Annotated in this window: 20 protein-coding genes and 1 tRNA gene; 14 read left to right on the top strand and 7 right to left on the bottom strand. The window is 74.8% G+C overall.

The features are described from left to right. Positions 1-24: 24 nt before the first annotated feature. The 3 genes from ACFFKU_RS01930 (at position 25) to ACFFKU_RS01920 (ending at position 2,567) form a co-directional block, all read left to right on the top strand. Complete coding sequence (locus ACFFKU_RS01930; protein WP_380135032.1) at positions 25-1,131, top strand: dihydroxyacetone kinase subunit DhaK; 1,107 nt, start codon at positions 25-27, stop codon at positions 1,129-1,131. An 86-nt stretch (positions 1,132-1,217) separates the two neighbouring features. Beyond that, entirely contained in the window at positions 1,218-1,835 is a 618-nt protein-coding gene (locus ACFFKU_RS01925; RefSeq protein ID WP_380135030.1) for a DAK2 domain-containing protein, read from the top strand. 117 nt (positions 1,836-1,952) lie between these two features. Beyond that, positions 1,953-2,567 carry a YceI family protein gene (locus tag ACFFKU_RS01920; RefSeq protein ID WP_380135028.1) on the top strand — a complete coding sequence of 205 codons (615 nt, stop codon included), beginning with the start codon at positions 1,953-1,955 and terminating at the stop codon, positions 2,565-2,567. Here ACFFKU_RS01920 and ACFFKU_RS01915 read toward each other — a convergent pair. Next, positions 2,557-3,747: a lycopene cyclase family protein gene (locus tag ACFFKU_RS01915; RefSeq protein ID WP_380135025.1), complete on the bottom strand. Its 1,191-nt coding sequence runs from the start codon at positions 3,745-3,747 to the stop codon at positions 2,557-2,559. The genes ACFFKU_RS01920 and ACFFKU_RS01915 overlap by 11 nt on opposite strands. An 84-nt stretch (positions 3,748-3,831) precedes the next feature. Between ACFFKU_RS01915 and mscL the strand changes: the two genes are divergently transcribed. Both mscL and ACFFKU_RS01905 read left to right on the top strand, forming a co-directional pair. Then, complete coding sequence (mscL, locus tag ACFFKU_RS01910; RefSeq protein WP_380135023.1) at positions 3,832-4,278, top strand: large conductance mechanosensitive channel protein MscL; 447 nt, start codon at positions 3,832-3,834, stop codon at positions 4,276-4,278. A 10-nt stretch (positions 4,279-4,288) separates the two neighbouring features. After that, positions 4,289-5,167 (top strand): universal stress protein, encoded by an 879-nt coding sequence (locus ACFFKU_RS01905; RefSeq protein WP_380135020.1) that lies wholly within the window; start codon positions 4,289-4,291, stop codon positions 5,165-5,167. Positions 5,168-5,183: 16 nt separating this feature from the next. On the opposite strand, the gene ACFFKU_RS01900 is transcribed toward ACFFKU_RS01905, so the two are convergent. The 5 genes from ACFFKU_RS01900 to ACFFKU_RS01880 all read right to left on the bottom strand — a co-directional run bounded on the left by ACFFKU_RS01900 (position 5,184) and on the right by ACFFKU_RS01880 (position 12,699). Continuing rightward, positions 5,184-7,589 carry a putative bifunctional diguanylate cyclase/phosphodiesterase gene (locus ACFFKU_RS01900; RefSeq protein ID WP_380135018.1) on the bottom strand — a complete coding sequence of 802 codons (2,406 nt, stop codon included), beginning with the start codon at positions 7,587-7,589 and terminating at the stop codon, positions 5,184-5,186. Next, positions 7,573-9,858, bottom strand: coding sequence for a putative bifunctional diguanylate cyclase/phosphodiesterase (locus ACFFKU_RS01895; RefSeq protein WP_380135015.1), 2,286 nt, complete (start codon positions 9,856-9,858; stop codon positions 7,573-7,575). The genes ACFFKU_RS01900 and ACFFKU_RS01895 overlap by 17 nt, the downstream gene beginning before the upstream one ends. A gap of 71 nt (positions 9,859-9,929) precedes the next feature. Further along, a complete protein-coding gene (locus ACFFKU_RS01890; protein ID WP_380135012.1) occupies positions 9,930-11,579 on the bottom strand; it encodes a P-loop domain-containing protein in 1,650 nt (549 codons plus the stop codon). Continuing rightward, positions 11,572-12,453: an SDR family oxidoreductase gene (locus ACFFKU_RS01885; RefSeq protein WP_380135009.1), complete on the bottom strand. Its 882-nt coding sequence runs from the start codon at positions 12,451-12,453 to the stop codon at positions 11,572-11,574. Before ACFFKU_RS01885 ends, ACFFKU_RS01890 begins: the two co-directional genes overlap by 8 nt. A gap of 159 nt (positions 12,454-12,612) precedes the next feature. Continuing rightward, positions 12,613-12,699 (bottom strand) — tRNA-Leu (locus tag ACFFKU_RS01880). Positions 12,700-12,867: 168 nt separating this feature from the next. Between ACFFKU_RS01880 and ACFFKU_RS01875 the strand changes: the two genes are divergently transcribed. The 9 genes from ACFFKU_RS01875 to ACFFKU_RS01835 all read left to right on the top strand — a co-directional run bounded on the left by ACFFKU_RS01875 (position 12,868) and on the right by ACFFKU_RS01835 (position 22,314). Next, the gene (locus tag ACFFKU_RS01875; RefSeq protein ID WP_380135006.1) at positions 12,868-13,575 is read left to right on the top strand and encodes an FHA domain-containing protein; all 708 of its coding nucleotides are present in this window, start codon (positions 12,868-12,870) and stop codon (positions 13,573-13,575) included. Between the two features lie 49 nt (positions 13,576-13,624). Then, positions 13,625-14,137: an FHA domain-containing protein FhaB/FipA gene (locus tag ACFFKU_RS01870; protein WP_380135004.1), complete on the top strand. Its 513-nt coding sequence runs from the start codon at positions 13,625-13,627 to the stop codon at positions 14,135-14,137. 5 nt (positions 14,138-14,142) lie between these two features. After that, positions 14,143-15,624: a PP2C family protein-serine/threonine phosphatase gene (locus tag ACFFKU_RS01865; RefSeq protein WP_380135001.1), complete on the top strand. Its 1,482-nt coding sequence runs from the start codon at positions 14,143-14,145 to the stop codon at positions 15,622-15,624. Beyond that, positions 15,624-16,997, top strand: coding sequence for an FtsW/RodA/SpoVE family cell cycle protein (locus ACFFKU_RS01860; RefSeq protein ID WP_380134998.1), 1,374 nt, complete (start codon positions 15,624-15,626; stop codon positions 16,995-16,997). Before ACFFKU_RS01865 ends, ACFFKU_RS01860 begins: the two co-directional genes overlap by 1 nt. Further along, complete coding sequence (locus ACFFKU_RS01855; protein WP_380134996.1) at positions 16,994-18,466, top strand: peptidoglycan D,D-transpeptidase FtsI family protein; 1,473 nt, start codon at positions 16,994-16,996, stop codon at positions 18,464-18,466. Before ACFFKU_RS01860 ends, ACFFKU_RS01855 begins: the two co-directional genes overlap by 4 nt. Then, on the top strand, positions 18,463-20,595 hold the full coding sequence (gene pknB, locus ACFFKU_RS01850) for a Stk1 family PASTA domain-containing Ser/Thr kinase (protein WP_380134993.1): 2,133 nt from the start codon (positions 18,463-18,465) through the stop codon (positions 20,593-20,595). Before ACFFKU_RS01855 ends, pknB begins: the two co-directional genes overlap by 4 nt. Then, positions 20,592-21,434, top strand: a complete 843-nt coding sequence (locus tag ACFFKU_RS01845) for a metallophosphoesterase family protein (RefSeq protein WP_380134991.1) — start codon at positions 20,592-20,594, stop codon at positions 21,432-21,434. Before pknB ends, ACFFKU_RS01845 begins: the two co-directional genes overlap by 4 nt. Continuing rightward, positions 21,431-21,784, top strand: coding sequence for a VOC family protein (locus ACFFKU_RS01840; RefSeq protein WP_380134990.1), 354 nt, complete (start codon positions 21,431-21,433; stop codon positions 21,782-21,784). The genes ACFFKU_RS01845 and ACFFKU_RS01840 overlap by 4 nt, the downstream gene beginning before the upstream one ends. A 92-nt stretch (positions 21,785-21,876) precedes the next feature. Beyond that, entirely contained in the window at positions 21,877-22,314 is a 438-nt protein-coding gene (locus ACFFKU_RS01835; RefSeq protein ID WP_380134987.1) for a hypothetical protein, read from the top strand. 11 nt (positions 22,315-22,325) lie between these two features. Here ACFFKU_RS01835 and ACFFKU_RS01830 read toward each other — a convergent pair whose 3' ends face one another. Continuing rightward, the gene (locus tag ACFFKU_RS01830) at positions 22,326-22,703 is read right to left on the bottom strand and encodes an excisionase family DNA-binding protein (RefSeq protein ID WP_380134986.1); all 378 of its coding nucleotides are present in this window, start codon (positions 22,701-22,703) and stop codon (positions 22,326-22,328) included. Positions 22,704-22,785: the final 82 nt, after the last annotated feature.

Raw genomic sequence — 22,785 nt, 5'->3', positions numbered from 1 at the left:
GCACACCTCGTCGAGGAGGTCGGCATGACTGTCGGGACCACGACGGACGCCGGGGCCGCTCCCCCGGGTGGAGCGGCTGCGCCGGACCGGGCGTCGGGTGCCGCCCGGACCACCACGGGTCGACGCCAGTTCCTCAACGACCGCGACGAGCTGGTGCGGGAGGCGGTCGAGGGGTTCTGCCTGGCCCGTCCCGACCTCGTGGAGCTGCGCACCGACCCGCTGTTCGTCGTGCGGGCGCCCGCCCACCGTCGGGCGGACAAGGTGGCGCTGGTCTCGGGGGGCGGTTCGGGCCACGAACCCCTGCACACCGGCATGGTCGGTCCCGGGATGCTCGACGCCGCCGTCCCGGGGGCGGTCTTCACCAGCCCGACCGCCCTGCAGGTGGCCGCCGCGACCCGGTTCGTGGACGCGGGTGCGGGGGCCCTGCACGTCGTCAAGAACTACACCGGCGACGTCCTGAACTTCCGGATCGCCGCCGAGATCGCGGCCGACGACGGAGCCCGGGTCGGGTCCGTCCTCGTCGACGACGACCTCGCGACGGACCCGGCCGTGACCGGTCTGGACGACGGCCCCGGACGGCGCGGCACCGCGGCCGTCGTGGTCGTGGAGAAGGTCTGCGGGGCGGCGGCCGAGCAGGGGGCGCCGCTGGACGAGCTGGTCCGGCTGGGCCGGCGCGTCTCGGCCCGCTCCCGGACCCTTGCGGTCGCCCTGACCGGGCCGACCCATCCCGGCGAGCGGCTGCCCTCGTTCGACCTGCCCGAGGACACCGTCGAGTTCGGGGTGGGCATCCACGGCGAGCGGGGGGTGGACCGGCGTCCGTTCGGGCCTGCCCGCGAGCTCGTCGGCATGATCATGGATCATCTGGTCGACGCGGTGGAGGTCGCCCGGGGCGACGAGGTCCTGGTCGTCGTGAACGGCCTGGGCTCCACCCATCCGTTGGAACTGTCCGTCGCGTACCGGGAGGTGGTCCGCGTGCTCGCTGCTCGCGGGGTGGAGGTCGTCCGTCGGCTCGTGGGGTCACCCGTGACCTCGCTGGACATGGCGGGTCTGTCGGTGACGCTGGTCCCGGTGGACGAGGAGCTCGTGCGTCACTGGGACGCGCCCGTCCGGACGGCGGCCCTGACGTGGTGACCGGGCCGGGGCGCTCCACGACGGCCCGTGACCGCCTCGAGGTCAGCACCGACGGGCGGCGGCTGAGCGCCCCCACGGGAGGACGCGTGGCCGACCTGGACGGAGCGCGGACGCTGCGCTGGTGGGAGGGCTTCGCCGAGCAGGTGCTCGAACGGGGCGACGAGCTCTCCGAACTGGACCGCCTCGCGGGCGACGGCGACTTCGGGCACAACCTGCGGGCGGCGGTCCGCGGGGCGCAGGCCCGGATCCAGCAGGCCCCCACCCGGGGCGCGAGCGAGGTCTTCGCCGCGGTCACGCTCGGTTTCCTCGACACCGGGGGCACGAGCGGGCCGCTGCTGGGCATGTACCTGCGCGAGTTCGCGCGGGTGGGCACCGACACCTTCTCGGTGGACGACCTGGCCCGCGCGGCCCGGGCCGGGGTCGAGACGGTGCAGCGACTGGGCGGGGCCGAGCTCGGCGACAAGACGATGGTCGACGCCATGCTCCCGGCCGCCGAGGCGTTGGCGGGGGCCGCCGGCGCGGGGGTGCCCGCGGTCGCCGGGCTGGCCGCGGCCTACCGCGCCGCGGCCGACGGGGCGCGCTCGACCGAGGCCATGCGGGCCCGGCGGGGCCGGGCCTCCTACGTGGGCGACGTCGCGCGCGGCGTGGTCGACCCCGGGGCGCTGGTGATCGCCTGGTTCTTCGAGCGGGGGACGACCGTCTAGGGCCCGGTCGCCGGCCGGGCGCCAGAAGGTACTTGCAGCCTCAAAGAAAACGGCGTACCGTCGTCATCAGTTGAAGCTGCAAACAACCGCGGCTTCCCCAGACGACGGAGGCGCACCATGGGCTGGTTCGGCAGCAAGAACAAGGACACGGACACCATCACCGAGGACGCGGCGACCAGCGCCGGCTTCCCCGAGCTGCCCGGTTACAAGGCGGGCACCTGGACGATCGACGCGACGCACTCCGAGGTCTCCTTCGTCGTGCGGCACATGGCGGTCAGCAAGGTGCGCGGCCGCTTCGGCGGCGTGGAGGGTGAGATCGTCACCGCCGAGAACCCCGCTGAGAGCGCGGTCTCCGCGACCATCGACGTCACCAGCATCACGACGTTCAACGAGCAGCGCGACGCCCACGTCCGCAGCGGTGATTTCTTCGAGACCGACAAGCACCCGAGCGCGACCTTCCGCAGCACGTTCTTCGGGGTCGAGGGTGACGACTTCGTCCTGGTCGGGGACCTGACCCTCAAGGGCGTCACGAAGTCCGTGCGCCTGGCCGTCGAGGTGTCCGGGTTCGGGCCCGACGCCTACGGCGGGTACCGCGCCGGTTTCGCCGCCCGCGGCACCATCAACCGTCGCGACTTCGGCGTCGAGTTCGACGCCCGCCTCGACAACGGCGGTCTGGTCGTCTCCGACAAGGTCGAGCTGCAGCTCGACGTCGAGGCCGTCCTCAACTCCTGAGCGGTACGGGGCGCGCGCCCCGGAGACGGTCGGCCCCGCGGTCGGCGATGGTCGCCATCATCGCCGACCGCGGGGCCGTCGCCATGATCTGCAGGTCTTCCCAGGGGGTGCTGGCCCCGTCGAGGAAACTCAACGTCCGCCGGATCGGGTTGCGCCGGAACAGGTTCACGAAGAACTCCGCCCCGTCCACCCGGCCGGTGACCAGAGCCTGCAGGACGAGGGAGTCCATCGCCAGGTGGCGGCGGCGGTGCGGCCGCGGGACGTCCAGCCGTCCACCGGAGCGCAGGTTCGCGACCACCGCGTCGGCCTGACGTTGCAGCACCGAGAACGCGTACCCCGTCGAGGGCCGGACCGCCCCGCCCGCCTGGCCCATCCGGACGACCCCGGGGACGGGGTGCGCCACCGGGTGCGCGTCGGTCATCGGGATCACGCCACGTTCCTCGGCGAGGACCTCGGCGTCGGCCACGCCGAAGAGCTCGAGGCAGAAACCGAGTTTCTCCGCGTACCCGGCGTCGTCGAGCAGGTCGCGGGAGAACTCGGTGTACTCGACCAGGGCCTCCGTCGACGACGTCGGCAGCACGTAGGCGAAGGCCACCCCACCCGCGGGCTGCGGAACCCGGAAGTCCATCAACGTCGCCGTCGCCACGTCGAAGACGGGACGTCGGCTGCGCACCCGCCGGCCGAGGAAGTGCTGGCGCAGCAGCGTGCGCCCGCCGACCAGGGGGGCCGGCGACGTGTCCAGGACGGCATCGGCCAGGAGGGGTCCCTCCTCGGTCGTCACCCGGACCCGCCCACCCTCGGCGCCCATCTCCCGGGCCGTCGCCTCGAGCACCCGCACCCCGGCCGCGGCGAGCCGTTCCCGGACGGCCCGGTCGACGTCGACCGAGTGCAGCATCCGGTAGCGCCAGTCGCCCAGGTCGAAGTCCAGCTCCTCCCCGTCCGGGGCGACGACCCGGACCCGGGCCCAGGACCGGGCGACGAGCGGTCCGAACGGCCCCGGCGGGCGCGGACCCCACGTGCACCAGGTGCGTTCCGGCACCGAGGCCGCCGATCCGGCCGGCGGCTGCAGGACCGCGAACGGGACCTCCCCGCCCGCGAGCCGCCAGGCGACGGAGGCCCCGGCCGCACCCAGACCCACCACGAGCAGGGACAGATCGGTCGGGGCCGGGGAGGAACTCACGCACGCAGTGTCTCGGCAGGGGCCCGGGGCCACCACTAGGGTCGCCTGGGCAAGGGTTCCCGGACGAGTCGGAAGGCCGAAGCGATGTCCCTGATCAACGGTTTCAAGGACTTCATCCTGCGTGGCAACGTCATCGACCTCGCGGTCGCGGTCGTCATCGGCACCGCCTTCACCGCGTTGGTCAAGGCCATCGTGGACAACCTGGTCACACCCATCCTGGCCGCCATCGGCGGTGCCCCCCAGCTGGGCGAGGCGTGGCAGATCCCGCTGCGCGGGGACGCGGCGATCGGGGTCGGGGGGATCGTCGACGCGATCCTCAACTTCCTCATCATCGCCGCGGTCGTCTACTTCGTGATCGTGACCCCGATGAACCGGGTCCTCGCGATGCGCAAGCAGGGCAAGGTCGACGAGCCGAAGGCGCCGGCCGAGGACGTCCTGCTGCTCACCGAGATCCGCGACCTGCTGGCCGCCCAGGCCCGGACCAGCACGCCCACCCAGGGCCCCGCGGGCACCACCCCGCCGCGGCCCTGACCCCCACCCCATGAGCACGACCACCCGTCGCTCCCCGACCGTGGTCGCGGCCGTCGACTCCTCGGCGCAGTCGACGGAGGCGCTGCGGTGGGCGGCGCGGGAGGCGGTGGCCCGGGACGTCGGACTGCTGGTCGTCTCGGTCGCCCGGGTCCCGGTGCCCGCCGCGGGGACCGGACTCGGTACCGACGGCCCCTTCGAGGAACTCAAGTCGCGTTCCCGGGCGATCGTGACCGCGGCCATGACGACCGCCCGCGAGGTGGCCCCCGGGGTCCGCGTCGAGGGGCTGCTCGCCGTCGGGACCCCGAGCAACGTGCTGCACCAGCTGTCCGAGGAGAACGACCTGCTGGTCTGCGGCAGCCGCGGGCACGGCGCCCTCACCGGGCTCGTGCTCGGATCGGTGAGCACCTCGGTGGCCGCGCACGCGCGCTGCCCCGTGGTCGTGGTCCGTCCCGCCCGGTCGGGATCGTCCGAGGACGCGGTGACGGCGTTCACGGTGGCCACCCACGACCGGGTGGTCGTCGGGGTCGACGGGTCCGAGGCGGCGACCCGGGCCGTGATGTTCGCCGCGGCGCACGCCCGCCGGATCGGGCGCGGGCTCACCCTGCTGCACGCCCGCGGCGACCAGGCCCGGCCCGGGGCGCGGGCGGTCCCGGCCGAGGGCGTGCTGACCCCCGTCGCGACCATGCTGCGCTCGGCCGGGCTGGGCCTCGACGTGGACACCCTGGAGGTCGAGGGCCCCGCCGCGGCCAGCATGGTCGAGGCCTCGCACCAGGCCGCCCTCGTGGTCGTCGGGACCCGTGGTCGGGGGCCCTTCGTCTCGCGCCTGCTCGGCTCGGTGAGCCTCACGCTGCTCTCCTCGGCCACCGGACCGGTCGCCGTCGTGCACTGAGGTCCGAGGCCCTCGATCAGGCCGGGGTCAGCGGACGGGTGGGACCTCCCGCACGTCGCGCGAACGGGATCCTGTCCGCCCGGGCCGTCGCCGGGGCGGTCCGGGTGGCGGCGTTCCCCCCGGGCTGCGCTGACAGCCAGGCGGCGAAATCCGTCGGGGGCAGCGGACGGGAGTGCAGGAAGCCCTGCGACTCGTCGGCCCCCAGCCGGGCCAGCACCCGCAGCGTGTCCGCATCCTCGACCCCCTCGGCCACGACCCGCAGGCCCAGGCGGTGCGAGAGCGCCACGGTCGCCGCGACGATCGCCGTCGTGCGGGGCTCGGCGAGCAGACGCCGGGTGAAGGCGCGGTCCAGCTTCAGCTCGGAGGCCGGCAGGTCGGTGAGGTAGGCCAGCGAGGAGTAGCCCGTCCCGTAGTCGTCGATGGACAGCTGCACCCCGCGGCTGGTCAGCCGCCGGGTGATCTCCAGCGCGGTGTCCGGGTCGGACATCAGGGTGGTCTCGGTGACCTCCAGCACGAGCCGGCCCGGCACCAGGCCGCCGACCTCCAGCGCGTCCTCCACCGCGAGCAGCAGGTCCGGGTGGACCAGGGTCGAGGTCGAGAGGTTGACCGAGATGCGCAGCGGGACCCCGTCGCAGGACCAGCCCGCGGCCTCGGTCACCGCCCGCCGCAGCACGTGGAAGGACAGCTCGGCCATCAGGCCGTTGTCCTCGACCATGGTCAGGAAGTCCATCGGCGGCAGGATCCCGCGCTCGGGATGGCGCCACCGGACCAGCGCCTCGACGCCGACGACCCGGGTCTCGCCGGCCGCGAGCTGCGGCTGGTAGAAGACGACCAGCTCCTCCTCCAGCCGGGTGGCGTCGGCGAACATCGCCGTCAGGTCGCCCAGCAGGACGGCCTGGTCGCGGGCCCGTTCGTCGGCCTCGGCGTCGTAGAGACCCACGCCCGCGGGGTCCCCCTTGGCCCGGGACAGGGCGGTGTCGGCGCGGCGCAGCAGGTCGCCCGGCCGCAGGTCCGGGGCGCCCACCTCGCGGTAGCCGTCCCCGGCGACCCCGATGCTGATGCCCACCGGGGCGAAGCGGTGGTCGGCCGCGAGGCGCGCCTCGACGACGTCGTGCAGGTGCCGGGCGACCTCGACGGCGGCGCCCTCGGCGCACCCGGGCAGCAGCACGGCGAACTCGTCCCCACCGAGGCGGGCGACCAGCGTCCCCGACGGCGCCGCCCCGACCAGGGTCGCGGCGACCTCCCGCAGGGCCTCGTCACCGGCGGCGTGCCCGAACCGGCCGTTGACCGTCGCGAAACCGTCGAGGTCGGCGATGAGCAGGGCCACGTCGGACCCGGCCCGCCCGGTCGCCGCCTCCAGCTCCCGCAGCAGCGAACGACGGTTGGCCAACCCGGTCAGCTCGTCGGTCAGCGCCTGCTGGCGGGTCTCCGCCAACGAGGCGAGGTCGCGGACCAGCTGGACCCCGCGCCCGCTCACGCAGGCCGCCCCGACCAGGACGTACAGGACGGGCGCGACGATCCCGCCCGGGACGCCGAGGCCGAACAGGGGGGACAGCGCGGCGACCCCGAGCAGCAGGATCGCCAGCGCGAGCAGCCCCACGACGAACCAGGTCGAGGAGATGCGCGGCACCAGGTCGGGCAGCGGCCGCTCGGGGAGGGTGGCGACCACGGTCGTGAGCACCACCGGGATCGTCCAGAGCAGGACGAGGGTGCCCAGCCCGTGCCCGGTCAGCCCGAACCGGACGATGGCGAGGATGACCGGCGAGAAGCCGAGGCCGAGGCCCCACAGCGACGCGCGGGCCAGCGGTCGGCTCACCGCGCCGATCACGAACAACGCGGCGACGGTGACGACCAGGGTCCCGGCCAGCAGCGCGGTCAGGTGCAGCCGCCACGCGGGCAGGCTGCGGTAGGTGTCCGGGGCCAGCAGCGCGAGCAGCAGCAGGGCGCTCGCGGTGGTGAGGATGAGCCCGCCGACGCCGTTGACGTACTCGCCGGCGTCGTGCCGGCCGCGGCGGCGGTGCACCAGGGAGGCCCACGACGCACTCAGCGCCGGGACGAGCAGCACCAGCAGGGCGGCCCCCTCGGGCAGCCACGGGGTCCCGCCCAGGGCCGCCGTCAACCGACCACCGGCCTCGACGAGGGCTCCGACCCCCAGCAGGGCGACCGCGACGCTGAGCCAGCGCCACATCAGCTCGTCCGCCGCGGGCCGGGCGGCCCGCAGGGACACGACGACCGCGCAGAAGCCGAACACGGCGACGCTCAACCCGAAGCCGATGACGGCCCCGAGCCGGCCCCCACCGGTGGAGAGGGGACCCATGGCCCCGGCCGCGAGCGCCACGGCGAGGCAGGCGGCCCGCGTGACGGGGTGGCCGAGGCGGTCGCCCCGTCGACCGGGAGCGAACCCCTCAGACGGTCGCGCCATCCTCGGTCACCTCCTCGCGTCGGGCGTCGTCCTCGCGCCGGGCCAACCAGGCCGCGAGCTCGGCGGCGGGCAGCGGACGGGAGTGCAGGTAGCCCTGCGACTCGTCGGCGCCGAGGCGGCCGAGCAGGGCCAGGGTGGCCGGGTCCTCGACGCCCTCGGCCACCACGCGCAGGCCCAGCCGGTGGGCCAGGGCGACCGTGGCCGCGACGATGGCCGCGGTGCGGGGCTCGTCGCGCACGCGCCGGGTGAAGGCCTGGTCGAGCTTGAGCTCGGAGGCCGGCAGGTCCGTCAGGTAGGACAACGACGAGTAGCCGGTGCCGTAGTCGTCGATGGAGAGCTGCACGCCCCGCTCGGTGAGGACCCGGGTCAGTTCCAGCGCGCGGTCGGGGTCGGACATCAGGGTGGTCTCGGTGACCTCGAGGACGAGGCGCCCCACCTCCAGCCGGCTCATCGCGAGCGCCGCCTCGACGAACGTCAGCAGGTGCGGGTGCGCGAGCGTGCTCGCGGACAGGTTGACCGAGATGCGCAGCCGGCGGCCCGCCTCGCCCCACGAGCGCGCCTCGATCGAGGCCCGGCGCAGGACGTAGAAGGTCAGGTCGGCCATCAGACCGTGCTCCTCGACGACCGGCAGGAAGTCCAGCGGCGGGATGAGGCCGAGGTCGGGGTGCTGCCAGCGCACCAGCGCCTCGACGCCGACGACCCGGCCGGTGCCCGCCTCGAGCTGCGGCTGGTAGTGCACGACGAGCTCGGACTCGAGGCGTTCGGGGGCGTTGAACAGGTCGGTGAGGTCGGCGAGGAGGCGGGCCTTGACGCGGGCGTCGGCGTCGATGACCTCGTCGTAGAGCGAGACCCCGCCACCGGCGGTCTTGGCCGCGTACATGGCCGCGTCGGCGCGCCGCAGCAGGTCACCGGGTTCCAGGGCCCCCTCGACCGGCAGGGCGACCCCGATGCTCAGCCCGAGCTCGGTCAGGCGCGGGTCGTCCTGCAGCGCCGCGCGCACGTCGACGAAGAGCCGGTGGGCGAGGGCCTGCGGGTCCGACCACGTGGCCGGCAGCAGCACCGCGAACTCGTCACCCCCGATGCGGGCCAGCAGGGATCCCGCGGGCAGGTTCTCCGCCAGCGCGCCGCTGACGCAGCGCAGGGCGAGGTCACCGACCTCGTGGCCGTAGCGGTCGTTGACGTCCTTGAAGCGGTCGAGGTCGACGCAGAGCAGGGCCGACCCGGCGGCCGTCGGCGTGGCCAGGCGGCGCAGCAGGCTGCGCCGGTTGCCGACGCCGGTCAGCTCGTCGGTCAGGGCCAGTTCGGTGGTGGCTGCCAGGTGCTGGAGGCTGCCGACCAGGTCGCGGCTGCGGACGAGGACCAGCAGGACGGCGGCGCACAGCGCGGCCGACGCCGGCGGGTCCGGCAGCACGCCGAAGGCCTGGGCGGTCAGCAGGACGACCGCGACGGTGACGATCGCGAAGCAGGTGAGGACGGTCGCCCGCCCGGAGAGCACCGGGAAGAGGACGGCCTCGTCGCGGCGCCGGTCGGCCCCGGTCGCGCGGACGACCAGGGTGCTCGCGATCGCCACCAGGGCGAGGGGGACGGCCGAGACCGTGCCGGTCCCCGGGGCGAGGAGCACCAGCACCGAGGGCAGCCACCAGGCGAGGGTGGCCACCCAGGCGCCGGGGGAGCGCAACCGCCGACCCGCGTGCAGCAGCAGCATCCGCAGGCCCAGGGCGGCGAGGAGCAGCGCCACCCCCGGGATGCGGACGTGGTCGACGACCGGGGAGGGGGCGGCCCCACCCGGGAGATCCAGCAGGACGAGGACGGCGGTCGCCAGCAGGAACCCGGCGGCGACCGTGGCCCACTCCTTGCCACGCCCGCGCCGTCCGCGCAGGAGGGCGACCAGGGTGCAGACGGTGGCCGGTCCCGCGGCCAGGAAGGACCCGGTCCCGGGATCGGGCAGCGACCCGGCGGCGGGGATGAGCAGACGCAGGGCCCACAGGACGACGTCGACGCCGGCCCCGAGGGCCATGACGAGGTGGGCCTGCGCCAACCGGCGGTAGGCCAGGGCCGTCGTCTCGGACCCGCGCAGCCGGGACTGCCGGCGGGTCGACCAGAGCAGCAGCAGCAGCGCCGTGACCGCGACCAGGAGACCGAGGAGGTCACCGACCCGTCCCCCGGTGGGACCGGGCAGATGAGGCAGCGCGGCCACCCCCAGGACGGCGAGCAGCAGCGGCGCCGGCACCCGGGGGGTGCGGGCCGGCTCGAGGCTCGCGCTGCGCATGTCTGACAGATCGGCCGCGGGGTGGGGTCGGTGTAGCCGATCACCCACCCCGGAACCGGTGTTTCCCCCGGTCAGAGCACTCGCAGGCCCCTCGTCCGGCTCAGTACCGCCACCAGATCGACCATCCGGGGGACCGCGACGTCACCGCCGCCGGGGTCGGCCCACGACCCGGTCGGGCCGGCGAGCTCGGCGGCGAGCAGGGGACAGAGCTCGGCCAGGGTCCGCCGTCCGTCCAGGAGCCCGCGGTCCACGGCGAGGAGCAGGGCCCGCCCCACCCCGAGGACCTGCGCGGCGTCGGTGAGCTGTCGGACGCTCCGTACGTCGACGTCGGTCTCCCCCAGCCGCAGGGTGTCCGTGCCCCGGGCGGCCAGCTTGACCCGGTCCCCGGCCGGTCGCACCGAGGTCGGGTCGGGCACCCGCGGTCGCGGCGGGCGGGGGGACCCCGCCTCCACGCGACGGCCGGTGGCGAGGGCGGCGACCTCCCGGGCCCGCCCGGTGACGTCGGAGCACACGTAGTCCTGCAGCAGCAGGACCCGGTCGGCTACGTCCAGGAAGTCCCCGGAGGCGCCGACGACCAGCACCGTCGAGACGCCGTGCTCGCGGTGCATCGGGCGCACGAGGTCGACGAGGGGGTTGAGGGGTTCGGCCGCCTTTTCCACCAGCCGCTGCATCCGCGCGTCGCGGACCATGAGGTTGGTCGCGGCCGTGTCCTCGTCGATGAGCAGCAGGGGGCTGCCGACCTCCCAGGCCTCGGCCACCGCGGCGGCCTGGCTGGTGGAGCCCGAGGCGTCGGCGGTGCTGAACCGGGAGGGGTCCAGGCCCCCGGGCAGCCCCGACACGTACGTCGACACGTCGACCGCGGTGACCGCGCGTCCGTCCTCGGCCCGCACCGCCACCGCCGCCGGCCGGGTCACCACGAGCTCGCGGCCGTCACCGGGGACGTGGTCGTAGACCCCCAGCTCAAGGGCCCGCAGGAGGGTCGACTTGCCGTGGAACCCGCCGCCGACGACGACGGTGACCCCTTCGGGGACGCCCATCCCGCTCACCGGGCCCCGCCGGGGCAGCTCCACCGTCACCCGCAACGACTCCGGTGAGCGGAACGGCACCGCGCGCTCGGCCGGACGGTCGTCGACACCGCTGCGGCGGGGCAGGACCGCGCCGTCGGCGACGAAGGCGACCAGTCCCAGGCCGGGCAACGCCCGCCGGAGGTGGGCCGCGTCCTCCACGGTGTCGAGGAAGCGGGTGAGCGCGTCCGGGTCGAGCACCGGGGCCCGCAGGCAGGTGCGGGCCAGCTCGGGCAGGCGGTGCAGCAGGTCGCGCCGCACGGCCCGGGCGTCGACGCGACGACGCGGCCCGGGGAAGGAGTAGCCGAAGCGGAGGACGACCGCCCCGTCCGGCCCCACCTCGGCGCTGCTACGGGTCAGGACCTCCTGACCCCCGGCGTCGATGCGGAAGGGACCCCCGGTCGCAGCGGCCGTCCGCGCCAGCAGCGAGGCCAGGGCCCGGGCCCGGTCGGGATGGGCCGCGTCGGCCGGGTCGAGGGCCGCGGTGGGCGGGTCGACGTGCAGCTCCAGCCGGCTGGGCGGGGCGAAGGGGTCGGGCTGGACCCGGGCGACGACCAGCTCGACCCCCGGGCCCAGGGGGCTGCGACCACGGAGCTGGGCAAGCCGGGCGTAGGGGGCGCCGTCGAGGCCGTCGAGGATGCGGGCGAGGTCAGGCACCCGCCGCGCCCCCGGGGTCCGTCGCAGCCTCGCGGTCACCGTCGTGGTCCCGGAGCAGCAGGTCGCGCAGCGAGAGCGGGGCCCGCCCGGTCAGCTCGGCCACGGTCGGGGTCACGACGTCGAGCTCGCCCGAGGCGATGGCCGTGTAGGTGCTGACCCAGCCGTCCACCATCCAGCCCGGCGCCCCGGAGGCGGCACGCGAGGCGTACGCCTCCTCGACCGACTCCTCGACGTAGCGGACGTCACGACCGGTGACCGCGGTGATCTCGGCCGCCACCTCGTCGAGGCTCAGCGCGGTCGGGCCGGTCACGTCGTAGGTCCGCCCGGCGTGCTCGTCCTCGAGCAGGGCGGCCGCCGCCACCGCCGCGACGTCGGAGATCGCGACGGCCCCCACCCGACCGGTGCCCGCGGGCCCGCGCAGGGCGCCGTCGGTGACGAACTGCGGCAGGACGTCCAGGTAGAAGGAGTTGCGCAGGGCCGTCGTGGGCAGCCGGGCGGCCTCGAGCATCGACTCGGTGGCGGCGTGGTCGCGCCCGAAGGTGAACGTGCAGTCCGGCGCCGCGCCGAGGAAGGACGTGTACACGACCCGCTCGACCTCGGCCCCCGCGGCGGCCTCGACGACGTGGTGGTGCAGGGTGCGCCGGTCGGCGGACTCCCCCGCGGAGACCAGGAGCAGGACGTCGACGCCGTCCATCGCGTGGGCCAGGGCGGCCGGGTCGTCGAAACCGGCGACCCGGACGTCGGCGCCGGGCAGGTCGGGGGCGCGGGCCGGGTCGCGCACGATCAGCCTCTGCTGCACCCCCGCCCCGGCGAGCAGGTGGGCGACGGCCCCGCCGAGGCGGCCGGTGGCACCGGTGATCCCGTAGAGCGGCATGTCCCCACCCTGGCCCCCGGGCCGCATTCGCGCAGCGGCGGGGGCGACCCCTGTGGAGAACCGCGGGACGACCCGCCGCCTGGGGAGAACCCGTGTGGACATCTGCACGGAGTCCCCGGGAACGCGAGAGGCCCCGACCGTCGGTCGGGGCCTCTCGTCTGGTGCGCGAGGGGGGAGTTGAACCCCCACGCCCTTTCGGGCACACGGACCTGAACCGTGCGCGTCTGCCTATTCCGCCACTCGCGCAGACAGAAGAACCGTACCAGTTCCCGCGCGGTGGTCCGGACCACGCCGACGTCGCCCGGGGGACGCGAAGATCACCGGACGGCCGCATCCGGGCGGCGCGCGAGGTCGTCGTGGTTACGATGCCCAGGTCCGGCACGTACGTCACGGGTGCGAGAGGGGGTCGTCGCGGTGGGAGTCCTGGACCGGTTCGAACGCGGGGTCGAGCGCGCCGTGAACGGCGTCTTCAACAAGGCGTTCCGCTCCTCCGAGGTGCAACCCGTCGAGGTCGCGAGCGCGCTCAAGCGGGAGCTGGACGACCGCGCCGCCGTGCTGGCCCGCGGCCGCACGCTGGTCCCCAACAGCTTCGTGGTCGAGCTGAGCCGCTCCGACCACGACCGGATCGCCTCCTGGCAGGACACGCTCTCCGACGAGCTGGTCGCCACCGTGACCCAGCACGCCGAGAAGCAGCGCTACTCCTTCGTCGGTCCCGTGCGGGTGGACTTCCACGAGGCCGAGGACCTGGACACCGGCCTCTTCCGCGTGCTCGCCGCCACGGTGAAGGGCCGCGTCGCGCCGGCCACGCCCAAGGCCTCGACCGCAGGCCGGCCCAAGCTCGAGGTGGACGGACGCGGGTACGTGCTCGCCGACGCCGTCACCGTCATCGGCCGCGCCTCCGAGGCCGACGTGATCGTCGACGACCCGGGCGTCTCCCGCCGCCACGCCGAGGTCCGCCTGTCCCCGCACGGGGCCCGGCTGGTCGACCTGGGCTCGACCAACGGGACGTTCGTCGACGGGGAACGGATCTCCTCCACCGAGCTCTACGACGGCACGATCGTCACGGTCGGCCGCACCCGGCTGGTGTTCTCCTCCGGCCGGCACGAGGACGGGTGGAGCTGACCGTGCTGACCTGCACCTCCACCTCCCCCGTCCCGAACCGGTCGGTGTCATGAGCGAGCTGACCCTCACGGCGCTGCGGCTCGGGCTGCTGCTGGCGCTGTGGGCCTTCGTCGTCGTGGTCGTCCTGGTCCTGCGGGCCGACCTGCTCGGGACCCGGGTGACCGCGCGCCGGACCGAGGCCCCCCGTCCCCGACGGACCCCCGCACCGGCGGCCACCGACCGCCCTGCCGAACCCGCCGCGGCGGCCCGTCCGCGCCGCGCGAGCCTGGTCGTGGTCGAGGGGTCGTTGCGGGGCACGACCATCGGTCTCGGCTCCTCCCCCGTCCTCATCGGCCGCGGTCCGGACTGCACGCTCGTGCTCGACGACGAGTACGCCTCGACGCGCCACGTCCGGATCTCCCCCGACACCTCCCCCGATCGCGAGCCCGGGGGGTGGATCGTGGAGGACCTGCAGTCGACCAACGGGACCTTCCTCGGACGGGAGCGCCTCAGCGTGCCCGTGCCCTTCGAGCCCGGGACGCCGCTGCGGATCGGCAAGACAGTCCTCGAACTGCGGAGGTAGCTCCAGTGGCGATCGCCCTGCGCTACGCCGCACGCTCCGACGTCGGTCTGGTGCGCGCCTCCAACCAGGACTCCGGCTACGCCGGGCCCCACCTGCTGGTCATCGCCGACGGGATGGGCGGGCACGCCGGCGGGGACGTCGCGTCCTCCCTCGCGGTGGGGGCCCTGTCCGTCCTGGACGGGGAGGCGCACGGCGCCGACGACGCGGCCGACCACCTCGGCGAGGCCATCGAGGCCGCCAACGAGGAGTTGCGCCGCCGCATCGGGGCCGAGCCCGAGCTCGCCGGGATGGGGACCACGGTCACCGCGATCCTGCGCAGCGGCGAGCGCCTCGTCCTCGCCCACATCGGCGACTCGCGCGGCTACCTGCTCCGCGACGGGGTGCTCACCCAGCTGACCCGTGACCACAGCTACGTGCAGAGCCTGGTCGACGCGGGACGGTTGACCCCCGAGGACGCCGAGAACCACCCCCAGCGCTCGGTGCTGCTGCGCGTGCTGACCGGTGCCGCGGAGGACCACGCCGACGTCTCCGTGCGCACCGCCCGCAGCGGCGACCGCTTCCTGCTCTGCTCCGACGGCCTGTCCGGCGTGGTGGCCGCCGACACCCTGGCCACCACCCTGATCGAGAACGCCGACCCGGGGGCGGCCGCGGAACGTCTGGTCGAGCTCGCCCTGCGGGGTGGCGGGCCGGACAACATCTCCGTCGTGGTGGCCGACGTGGTCGACATCGGCAACGGCCCCCCGCCGGCCACGACCCCGCAGGTGGTGGGCGCGGCCGCGTTCCACCGGCCGCGCCGTTCCAGCGCCTTCGACAAGGGCCCGGGGACCGCGGCCTCGCGCGGGGCGATGCTGGGCCGCGACGCCGACGACGGCCCCGACGACGAGGACGCCGAGGCCGCCGCGCGGCAGGTGCTCGAGCAGCGACGCCGCCGACGCCGCCGCCGGTTCGTGGCGCTCGGGTCGGCCCTGCTCGTCGTCCTGCTGGCCGGAGGAGCCTGGGGCGCCTGGACCTGGTCGCAGCAGCAGTTCTTCGTGGGCGCGGTCACCGCCGACGGCCGTCCGGCGACCTCCACGGCCGAGGCGTCCACCGAGCGGGTGGCCCTGTTCCGCGGTCTCGCGCAGGACATCGGCCCGGTGCAGACGGCCCGGGTCGTGCAGGGCACCGACATCGTCGTCGCCCAGCTCCCGCCGGTGTACCGCGAGCAGGTCGAGGAGCGGGTGAGCGCCCCGGACCGGGAGTCCGCCGAGGCGATCATCGCCAACCTGCGCACGCTCTGGGTCGGCTGCCTGGAGCAGGCCGCCGCGCAGCAGGAGCAGGAGCAGGAGGCCACCCCCACCCCCTCCGGAAGCCCGACGACCACCGGGGTCCCGGCGAGCCCGTCCGCGAGCCCCTCCGCCACCCCCTCGGCCACCGTCCCCTCGACGATCCCGACCACCCCGATCCCGAGCGGCGCCGGCGCGGTCGGCGGTTGCGGAGGCGATTCCTGATGGCCACCGTCCTGCCCGTCTACCCGAGCACCCGGCGCAACGTCGAACTCGTCCTGCTGCTGGGGGCGGTCGTCATCGCCGCCGGGGCGTGGGCGGTCGTCGGCCTGACCATGGACGGCGCGCTGCCGGCCAACCTGGCCCTCTACGCCGGGGGGCTGGCCGCGCTCGCCCTGCTGCTGCACGGAGTCCTGCGCTGGAAGGCCCCGCACGCGGACCCGATCCTGCTGCCGGTCGCGACCCTGCTCAACGGCATCGGGCTGGTCGTCATCCACCGCCTGGACATCACCGAGGACACCGCGGCGGCCGGTCGCCAGCTGCTCTGGTCGGCGCTCGGGATCGTGATCGCCGGTGCGGTGCTGTGGTTCGTGCGCGACCACCGCGTGCTGCGCCGCTACACGTTCACGGCGATGGTCGTCGGGCTCGTCCTGCTGCTGCTGCCGCTGCTGCCGGGCCTCGGCCGCACGATCAACGGCGCCCGGATCTGGATCGGCATCGGGCCGCTCTCCTTCCAGCCCGGTGAGCTCGCCAAGCTGGTCCTGGCCGTGTTCTTCGCGGGGTACCTCGTCGTGCACCGGGACGCCCTGAGCCTCATGGGCCCCAAGCTGCTCTTCCTCCGGTTGCCGCGCGCCCGCGACCTCGGCCCGATCCTGCTCGCCTGGCTGGCCAGCGTCGGGGTCCTCGTCCTGCAGCGCGACCTCGGGACCTCGCTGCTGTTCTTCGGGTTGTTCGTCGCCATGCTCTACGTCGCGACCGAACGGGTCAGCTGGATCGTCGTCGGTCTGGGGCTGTTCGCCGCCGGCGCGGTGCTGGCCGCCAACGTGTTCGGCCACGTGCAGGAGCGGGTGGACATCTGGCTGCACCCCTTCGCCCCCGACAACCTGGACCGCAGCTACCAGCTGGTGCAGGGCCTGTTCGGGATGGCCAACGGCGGGCTGCTCGGCACCGGGCTCGGCGAGGGCCGGCCGGACATCGTGCCCTTCGCCAACTCCGACTTCATCTACACCTCGATCGGCGAGGAGCTGGGGCTCGTCGGGCTGTTCGCCGTGCTGCTGCTCTACGGGGTGATCGTCGAGCGCGGGCTGCGGACGGCGATCGCGGTGCGCGACGGGTTCGGCAAGCTCCTCGCGGCCGGGCTGGCGTTCTCGATGACGCTGCAGATCTTCGTGGTCGTGGGCGGTGTCACCCGGGTGATCCCGCTGACCGGTCTGACCATGCCGTTCCTCGCCGCCGGCGGCTCCTCGCTGGTGTCGAACTGGGTCCTGGTGGCGGTGCTGCTGCGGATCTCCGACCTGGCCCGCCGACCCGCACCCGTCGTCACCGACGGTCCGGAACCGGGTGACACGGGCGCGACCCAGGTGGTGCGGCTGCCGTGAACCGACCCGTGCGCCGCCTCGCGGTGGTCGTCGCCCTGCTCTTCGCCTCCCTGTTCGCCTCGACGACCTGGATCCAGTTCGTCCGGGCCGAGGCGCTCAACACCACGTCGGGCAACTCCCGCCAGCTCTACGCCGAGCTCGGCCGCGACCGGGGTCAGATCACCGTCGACGGGCGCGCGATCGCGACCAGCGTCGAGGTGGAGGGCGACGACTACCAGTACCTGCGCCAGTACGCCGACGGACCGCTGTGGGCCCCGGTCACCGGCTTCTACTCGATCCGCTACGGCGCGACGGGCATCGAACGGGCCGAGAACGACGTACTGGCCGGCACCTCCGACGACCTGTTCTACCGCCGGGTCACCGACATGCTGAAGGGCGAGCAGCCCCGGGGCGGCTCGGTGGCGCTCACCCTCCGACCGGCCGTGCAGCAGGCCGCGAGCGACGCCCTCGACGGCCGCAAGGGTGCCGTGGTGGCGCTCGACGCCGAGACGGGCGACGTGCTCGCCATGGTCAGCGGCCCGACCTACGACCCGAACCGGCTCGCGACGCACAACGGCACCGACCTGACCGACGCGTGGCGCCAGCTCAACGACGACGAGGACGACCCGCTCGTCAACCGGGCCATCGGCGGCAACCTCTACCCGCCGGGCTCGACCTTCAAGATCGTCGTCGCCGCGGCGGCGCTGGAGTCGGGCAGCTACACCGCCGACACCCTGCTCGCCGGTCCCGCCCGACTGACCCTGCCCCAGACCACGACCACCCTCGGCAACGACGAGGGCACCGCCTGCGGGCCGAACGACCAGGTCAGCCTGCTGGACGCCCTGCGCGAGTCGTGCAACACCGCCTTCGCCTCCCTCGGGATGGACCTCGGGCAGGACGCCGTGGCCGAGCAGGCCCAGAAGTTCGGCTTCGGCGAGGACCTGTCGATCCCGTTGCGGGTCACCCCCTCGACCTTCCCGAGCGACCTGAACCAGCCGCAGCTCGCGCAGTCCTCGATCGGGCAGTTCGACGTGCGGTCGACGCCGCTGCAGGTGGCGATGCTCTCGGCCGCGGTCGCCAACGACGGGGTGCTGATGAAGCCGAACCTCGTGGCCGAGGTCCGCGACCAGTCCTTCAACGTGGTGGACCAGCCGTCCTCCGACGAGATCGGCCGGGCGGTGAGCGCCGACACCGCCGCCACCCTGCGCACGATGATGGAGGCGGTGGTCAGCCGCGGGACCGGGACCCGGGCCGCCATCCCGGGGGTCGAGGTCGGGGGGAAGACCGGGACGGCGCAGCACGGCGTGGGTCTGCCGCCCTACGCCTGGTTCACGTCCTACGCGATCCAGGGGGACCGCAAGGTCGCCGTGGCGGTGGTCATCGAAGACGGTGGGTCGGTGGACAGCGCCTACGGCGGGCGGCTGTCGGCCCCGGTGGCCAAGACGGTGATGCAGGCGGCACTGAGCGACGACGGATGGGGACAACGGTGACGGACGGGCCCGAACACTTCGACGAACCGGCCGGGTCGGCCGGCCCGCGGGTGCTGGGCGGCCGCTACGAGGTCGGCAGCCTGCTCGGTCGGGGCGGCATGGCCGAGGTCCACGTCGCGCGCGACACCCGGCTCGGCCGGACGGTCGCGGTCAAGCTGCTGCGTCCGGACCTGGCCCGCGACCCCTCCTTCCAGACGCGCTTCCGCCGCGAGGCGCAGTCGGCCGCGTCGCTGAACCACCCCTCGATCGTCGCCGTGTACGACACCGGCGCCGACCCCTCGCCGCAGCCCGGCGGCAGCGTGGTGCAGCTGCCCTACATCGTCATGGAGTACATCGAGGGCCGGACGCTGCGCGACACCCTCCGCGCCGGTCAGCCGCTGTCGCTGGAGGAGGCGCTCAGCGTCACCGAGGGCGTGCTCAACGCGCTGGCCTACAGCCACCGCGCGGGCATCGTGCACCGCGACATCAAGCCCGCCAACGTGATGATCACGCCCGCGGGCGAGGTCAAGGTCATGGACTTCGGCATCGCCCGGACGGTCTCTGACTCCTCGGCGACGCTGACCGCGACCTCGGCGGTCATGGGGACGGCGCAGTACCTGTCCCCCGAGCAGGCCCGCGGCGAGGACGTCGACGCGCGCAGCGACCTGTACTCCACCGGCTGCCTGCTCTACGAGATCCTCACCGGTCGGCCCCCGTTCACCGGTGAGGCCCCGGTCGCCGTGGCCTACCAGCACGTCTCCGAGCAGCCCAAGCCACCGAGCCTGCTCGCGCCGGGGCTGCCGCCCGCGGTCGACCAGGTCGTGCTCATGGCCCTGTCCAAGGACCGCGAGCACCGCTACCAGTCGGCGGGCGACTTCGCCGACGACCTCCGCCGGGCCGTGGAGGGTCGACCGCTGCGCGGGGCCGCCATCGCCGGGGCGGGGGCCACCGCGGCCACGACCGTGACCCCGGCGGTGGCCGCCCCGGCCGAGGCCACCCGGGCCATGCCCGCCGCGACCGGGGCCACCGCGGCCTACGGGGCGGCGGCCGCCGCCTACGGCGCCCACGCGGCGAGCGACCCGTCGACCGGATCGCTGCCGCCGGTCGAGGACCGCCGCTCCTCGCGCCGGGGCCCGGTGATCGCGATCGTGCTGCTCCTCGCGGCCGGGCTGGCCGCGCTCGTCTACGTGCTGACGCAGACGGGCGACGGCGGCGAACCGGACCCGAACCAGACCTCGGCGACCACCACCACGGTCCCCGAGCTCGGCGACACCCGGGAGTCGGCCCAGGCCGCGCTGCAGGACGCCGGGCTGCGCGGAGACTTCCGCGACGTCGCGAGCGACGACGTGGACAGCGGCGGCATCGTCTCGGTGAACCCGCAGGTGGGTGCCTCGATCGCGACGGGCGGGACGGTCGTCGTCGAGGTCTCGACCGGGGCGGCCGAGGTCCCGGTGCCCGACGTCACGAACCGGTCGCAGTCCGACGCGCGCGCCGAGCTCGCCAACGCGGGGCTGCAGGTCGGGGACACCCAGACCGTCGACGACCCGAACGTGGACCAGGGCAACGTCGTGCGGACCGATCCTGCGGCGGGGTCCTCGGTCGCGCGCGACACCCAGGTCACGCTGTACCTGTCGAGCGGGCAGGTCGAGATGCAGGACCTGAGCGGCAAGACCCAGCAGGAGGCGACCGACATCCTGCAGGGGCTGAACCTCAACTCCACGATCACCTACGAGACCACCACGGACTCCTCCGACGACGGGGTGGTCCTCGACCAGAGCGTGAGCCCCGGGAGCAAGGTCGACACCGGGACCCAGGTCGAGCTGGTCGTCGGACAGCTGCGCGAGACCAGCTCTCCCAGCCCCTCGCCCAGCGACGGCGGTTCGGGTGGCGACGGCAGCGGTGGCGGGAGCGACGGGTCGGGCTCGACGCCCAGCGCCTCGTCCCCGACGCCGTCGGCCAACGGGTCGGGTTCCGGCACCGACCCGGGCACCGCGACCCCGGAGCAACCCGGGTCCGCCGCCGCCGGGTCCGCCGCCGGGGCCGCCGCTGCCGCCGGGCCGGCCGGTGCCGCCGGTCGCGGTGTCGCCGTCGGGCGCAGCGGTGCCGCGGGTGCCGCCGGTCCCGGTCACGGAGCCCCGGGTCGCGGATGATCGCGCGCGTCCTGCACCTGTCCGACACCCACGTCCTGGCCGCGGACGGGTTGCACCAGGGCCGGGTCGACACGACCGCGGTGCTCCGGCGCACCCTGGCCGGGCTGGCCGGGGTCGGGCCGCTGACCGCGGTCGTGGTCTCCGGCGACGTCTCCGAGGACGGGACCGAGGAGAGCTACCGGACCGTCCGGGGGCTGGTCGAGGAGTTCGCCGCCGGGCGCGGGGCGGTCGTGGCCTGGGCGATGGGCAACCACGACCAGCGCGTCCCGTTCGCCCGGACCCTGCTGGACCGCGACGCCGTCGACGTCCCGGTCGTCTCGGTGGTCGTCGCGGACGGACTGCGCATCGTCTGCCTCGACTCGTCCGTCCCCGGCAAGGGGTACGGGGCGCTGAGCTCGGGGCAGCTGGCGGGGCTGCGGGCCGAGCTGGCCACGCCGAGCGAGCGCGGCACGGTCGTCGTCGTCCACCACCCGCCGCTGAACGCCCCGACCGTCCTGCACGAGGCCCTGGCCCTGCGCGACCCCGAGCGGCTGCTGGCCGCCGTGGCCGGCCACGACGTCCGGGTGATCCTGTCCGGGCACTACCACGCGCCGCTCACCGCGACGGTGGACGGGCTGGCGGTCGTCGTCGCCCCCGGTGTCGCCAACCGCACCGACGTCCTGGTCGAACGGGGTCGGGAACGGGCCCGCCGCGGGTCGGGGGCGGTCCTGGTCGAGATCGACCCGGGCGGCGCGGTCCGCTCCTGGGTCCTCGACGTCCCCGGGCCGGGCGACGGCGAGGTGGTCGTCGACCTCGACGCCGAGACCGTGCAGGCGATCATCGCCGAGGCCGGCCGGTGAGCGCGCCCGCGCGGTTCAAGGACCTCTGCCTGGACGCCCGCGACCACCAGGCGTCGGCCGACTGGTGGTGCCGCGCGATGGGGTACCGCCGCCACGTCGGGTCGGGTGGCCCCCGACCCGACGCCGACCCGGTGCCCATCGTCGACCCGGACGGCGAGGGGCCGCTGATCTGGATCGTGCCCGTCCCCGAGGACAAGACCGTGAAGAACCGGATGCACCTCGACGTCGTGGGTGACGTGGCCGAGCTGCTGGCCCTGGGGGCCGTGCTGGTCCAGGCCCGGGGCGAGGACCGGGAGTGGGACGTGCTGGCCGACCCCGAGGGCAACGAGTTCTGCGTCTTCGCGCCCTGAGCCCGTCCACATCCGGACGGTCCGCCGGGTCGGGTCGGACCCGGGTTGTGGACAACCCCGGTCGGGGGTCTGCGGGCGTCCACGATCACCCCATGACCGACGAGATCCCGCTCTCCGACCTGTTGACCGCGTTCCCCGACCTCGTGCTGCCCCCGCCCGTCCGCACCCGCGACGACCTGCTGCGGTTCCTGCTCGACCTGACCGTGGGGCCGACCACGGCCGAGACGGTGATGGTCGTGGGCGCCCCCGGCGCGGGGCCGATGCTCGGCAGCAGCGTGCTCCACCCGGGGATCGGCGACCTGGACGTCGAGGGGTGCCGGGACCTGCTGGCCGTGGCGGCCGGTCGGTTGCTGTCGCTGCGGGAGGGCTTCGTCGGGTTCGGCCTGCTGCGCGGGGGCGGGCCCGCGCGGCCCACGGCCCCGGAGCTGCGGGCGGTCCGGCTGCTGCGGGAGCAGGCGCTGCGGCTCGGGATCGACGTGATCGGCGCCGACCTGCTCCTGGAGGGCCGACGGGCGTTCCCGCTGCTCTGAGCCGGCCCCCGTCAGAGATGGTCGCGGCGGTCCCGGTAGGCGATGACGTCGGACAGCCGGACCCGGCGGTGCTTGCCCGGCTGCTCGAAGGGCAGCGCCCCGCTCTCCAGCAGGCGCACGACCGTGGGCCGGCTCACGCCGAGGACGGCCGCGGCCTCCTGGGTGGTGAGCATCGCCTCGTGCGGGGTGAGGGCGACCGCCTCCCCGTGCTGCAACGTGGCGACCATGGCGAGGAGCAGCTGCCGCAGCTCGGGGGCCAGGGCCTCGGACGCCGTCCCGCCCACCAGGTGCAGCGGACCGTCCTGGGAGAGGATCGCGTGCAGGGCGTCCCAGCGATCGGCGGGGCACGCCTCGGGCAGCAGCACCAGTTCTCGAGCCCCGGCCGTCACCGGAGCACCGTAACCACGTCCGCTCGAATCGAACAACTCGAAACTTCACGCTAAGGTGCCGCACAGAGACCGATCCACCTTC

Source organism: Kineococcus gynurae (genome assembly GCF_042433995.1).
GTDB classification, from domain to species: Bacteria; Actinomycetota; Actinomycetes; order Actinomycetales; family Kineococcaceae; genus Kineococcus; species Kineococcus gynurae.
The sequence above is the reverse complement of the archived record's forward strand: the minus strand, read 5'-3'. Positions and strand labels throughout refer to the sequence as shown.

What these genes read in the sequence shown, in the direction of transcription:
- ACFFKU_RS01930 (WP_380135032.1), top strand. Translation starts at nt 25, where the DNA reads ATGACTGTCGGGACCACGACGGACGCCGGGGCCGCTCCCCCGGGTGGA.
- ACFFKU_RS01920 (WP_380135028.1), top strand. Translation starts at nt 1,953, where the DNA reads ATGGGCTGGTTCGGCAGCAAGAACAAGGACACGGACACCATCACCGAG.
- mscL (WP_380135023.1), top strand. Translation starts at nt 3,832, where the DNA reads ATGTCCCTGATCAACGGTTTCAAGGACTTCATCCTGCGTGGCAACGTC.
- ACFFKU_RS01905 (WP_380135020.1), top strand. Translation starts at nt 4,289, where the DNA reads ATGAGCACGACCACCCGTCGCTCCCCGACCGTGGTCGCGGCCGTCGAC.
- ACFFKU_RS01900 (WP_380135018.1), bottom strand. Translation starts at nt 7,589, where the DNA reads ATGGCGCGACCGTCTGAGGGGTTCGCTCCCGGTCGACGGGGCGACCGC.
- ACFFKU_RS01895 (WP_380135015.1), bottom strand. Translation starts at nt 9,858, where the DNA reads ATGCGCAGCGCGAGCCTCGAGCCGGCCCGCACCCCCCGGGTGCCGGCG.
- ACFFKU_RS01885 (WP_380135009.1), bottom strand. Translation starts at nt 12,453, where the DNA reads ATGCCGCTCTACGGGATCACCGGTGCCACCGGCCGCCTCGGCGGGGCC.
- ACFFKU_RS01870 (WP_380135004.1), top strand. Translation starts at nt 13,625, where the DNA reads ATGAGCGAGCTGACCCTCACGGCGCTGCGGCTCGGGCTGCTGCTGGCG.
- ACFFKU_RS01860 (WP_380134998.1), top strand. Translation starts at nt 15,624, where the DNA reads ATGGCCACCGTCCTGCCCGTCTACCCGAGCACCCGGCGCAACGTCGAA.
- ACFFKU_RS01845 (WP_380134991.1), top strand. Translation starts at nt 20,592, where the DNA reads ATGATCGCGCGCGTCCTGCACCTGTCCGACACCCACGTCCTGGCCGCG.
- ACFFKU_RS01835 (WP_380134987.1), top strand. Translation starts at nt 21,877, where the DNA reads ATGACCGACGAGATCCCGCTCTCCGACCTGTTGACCGCGTTCCCCGAC.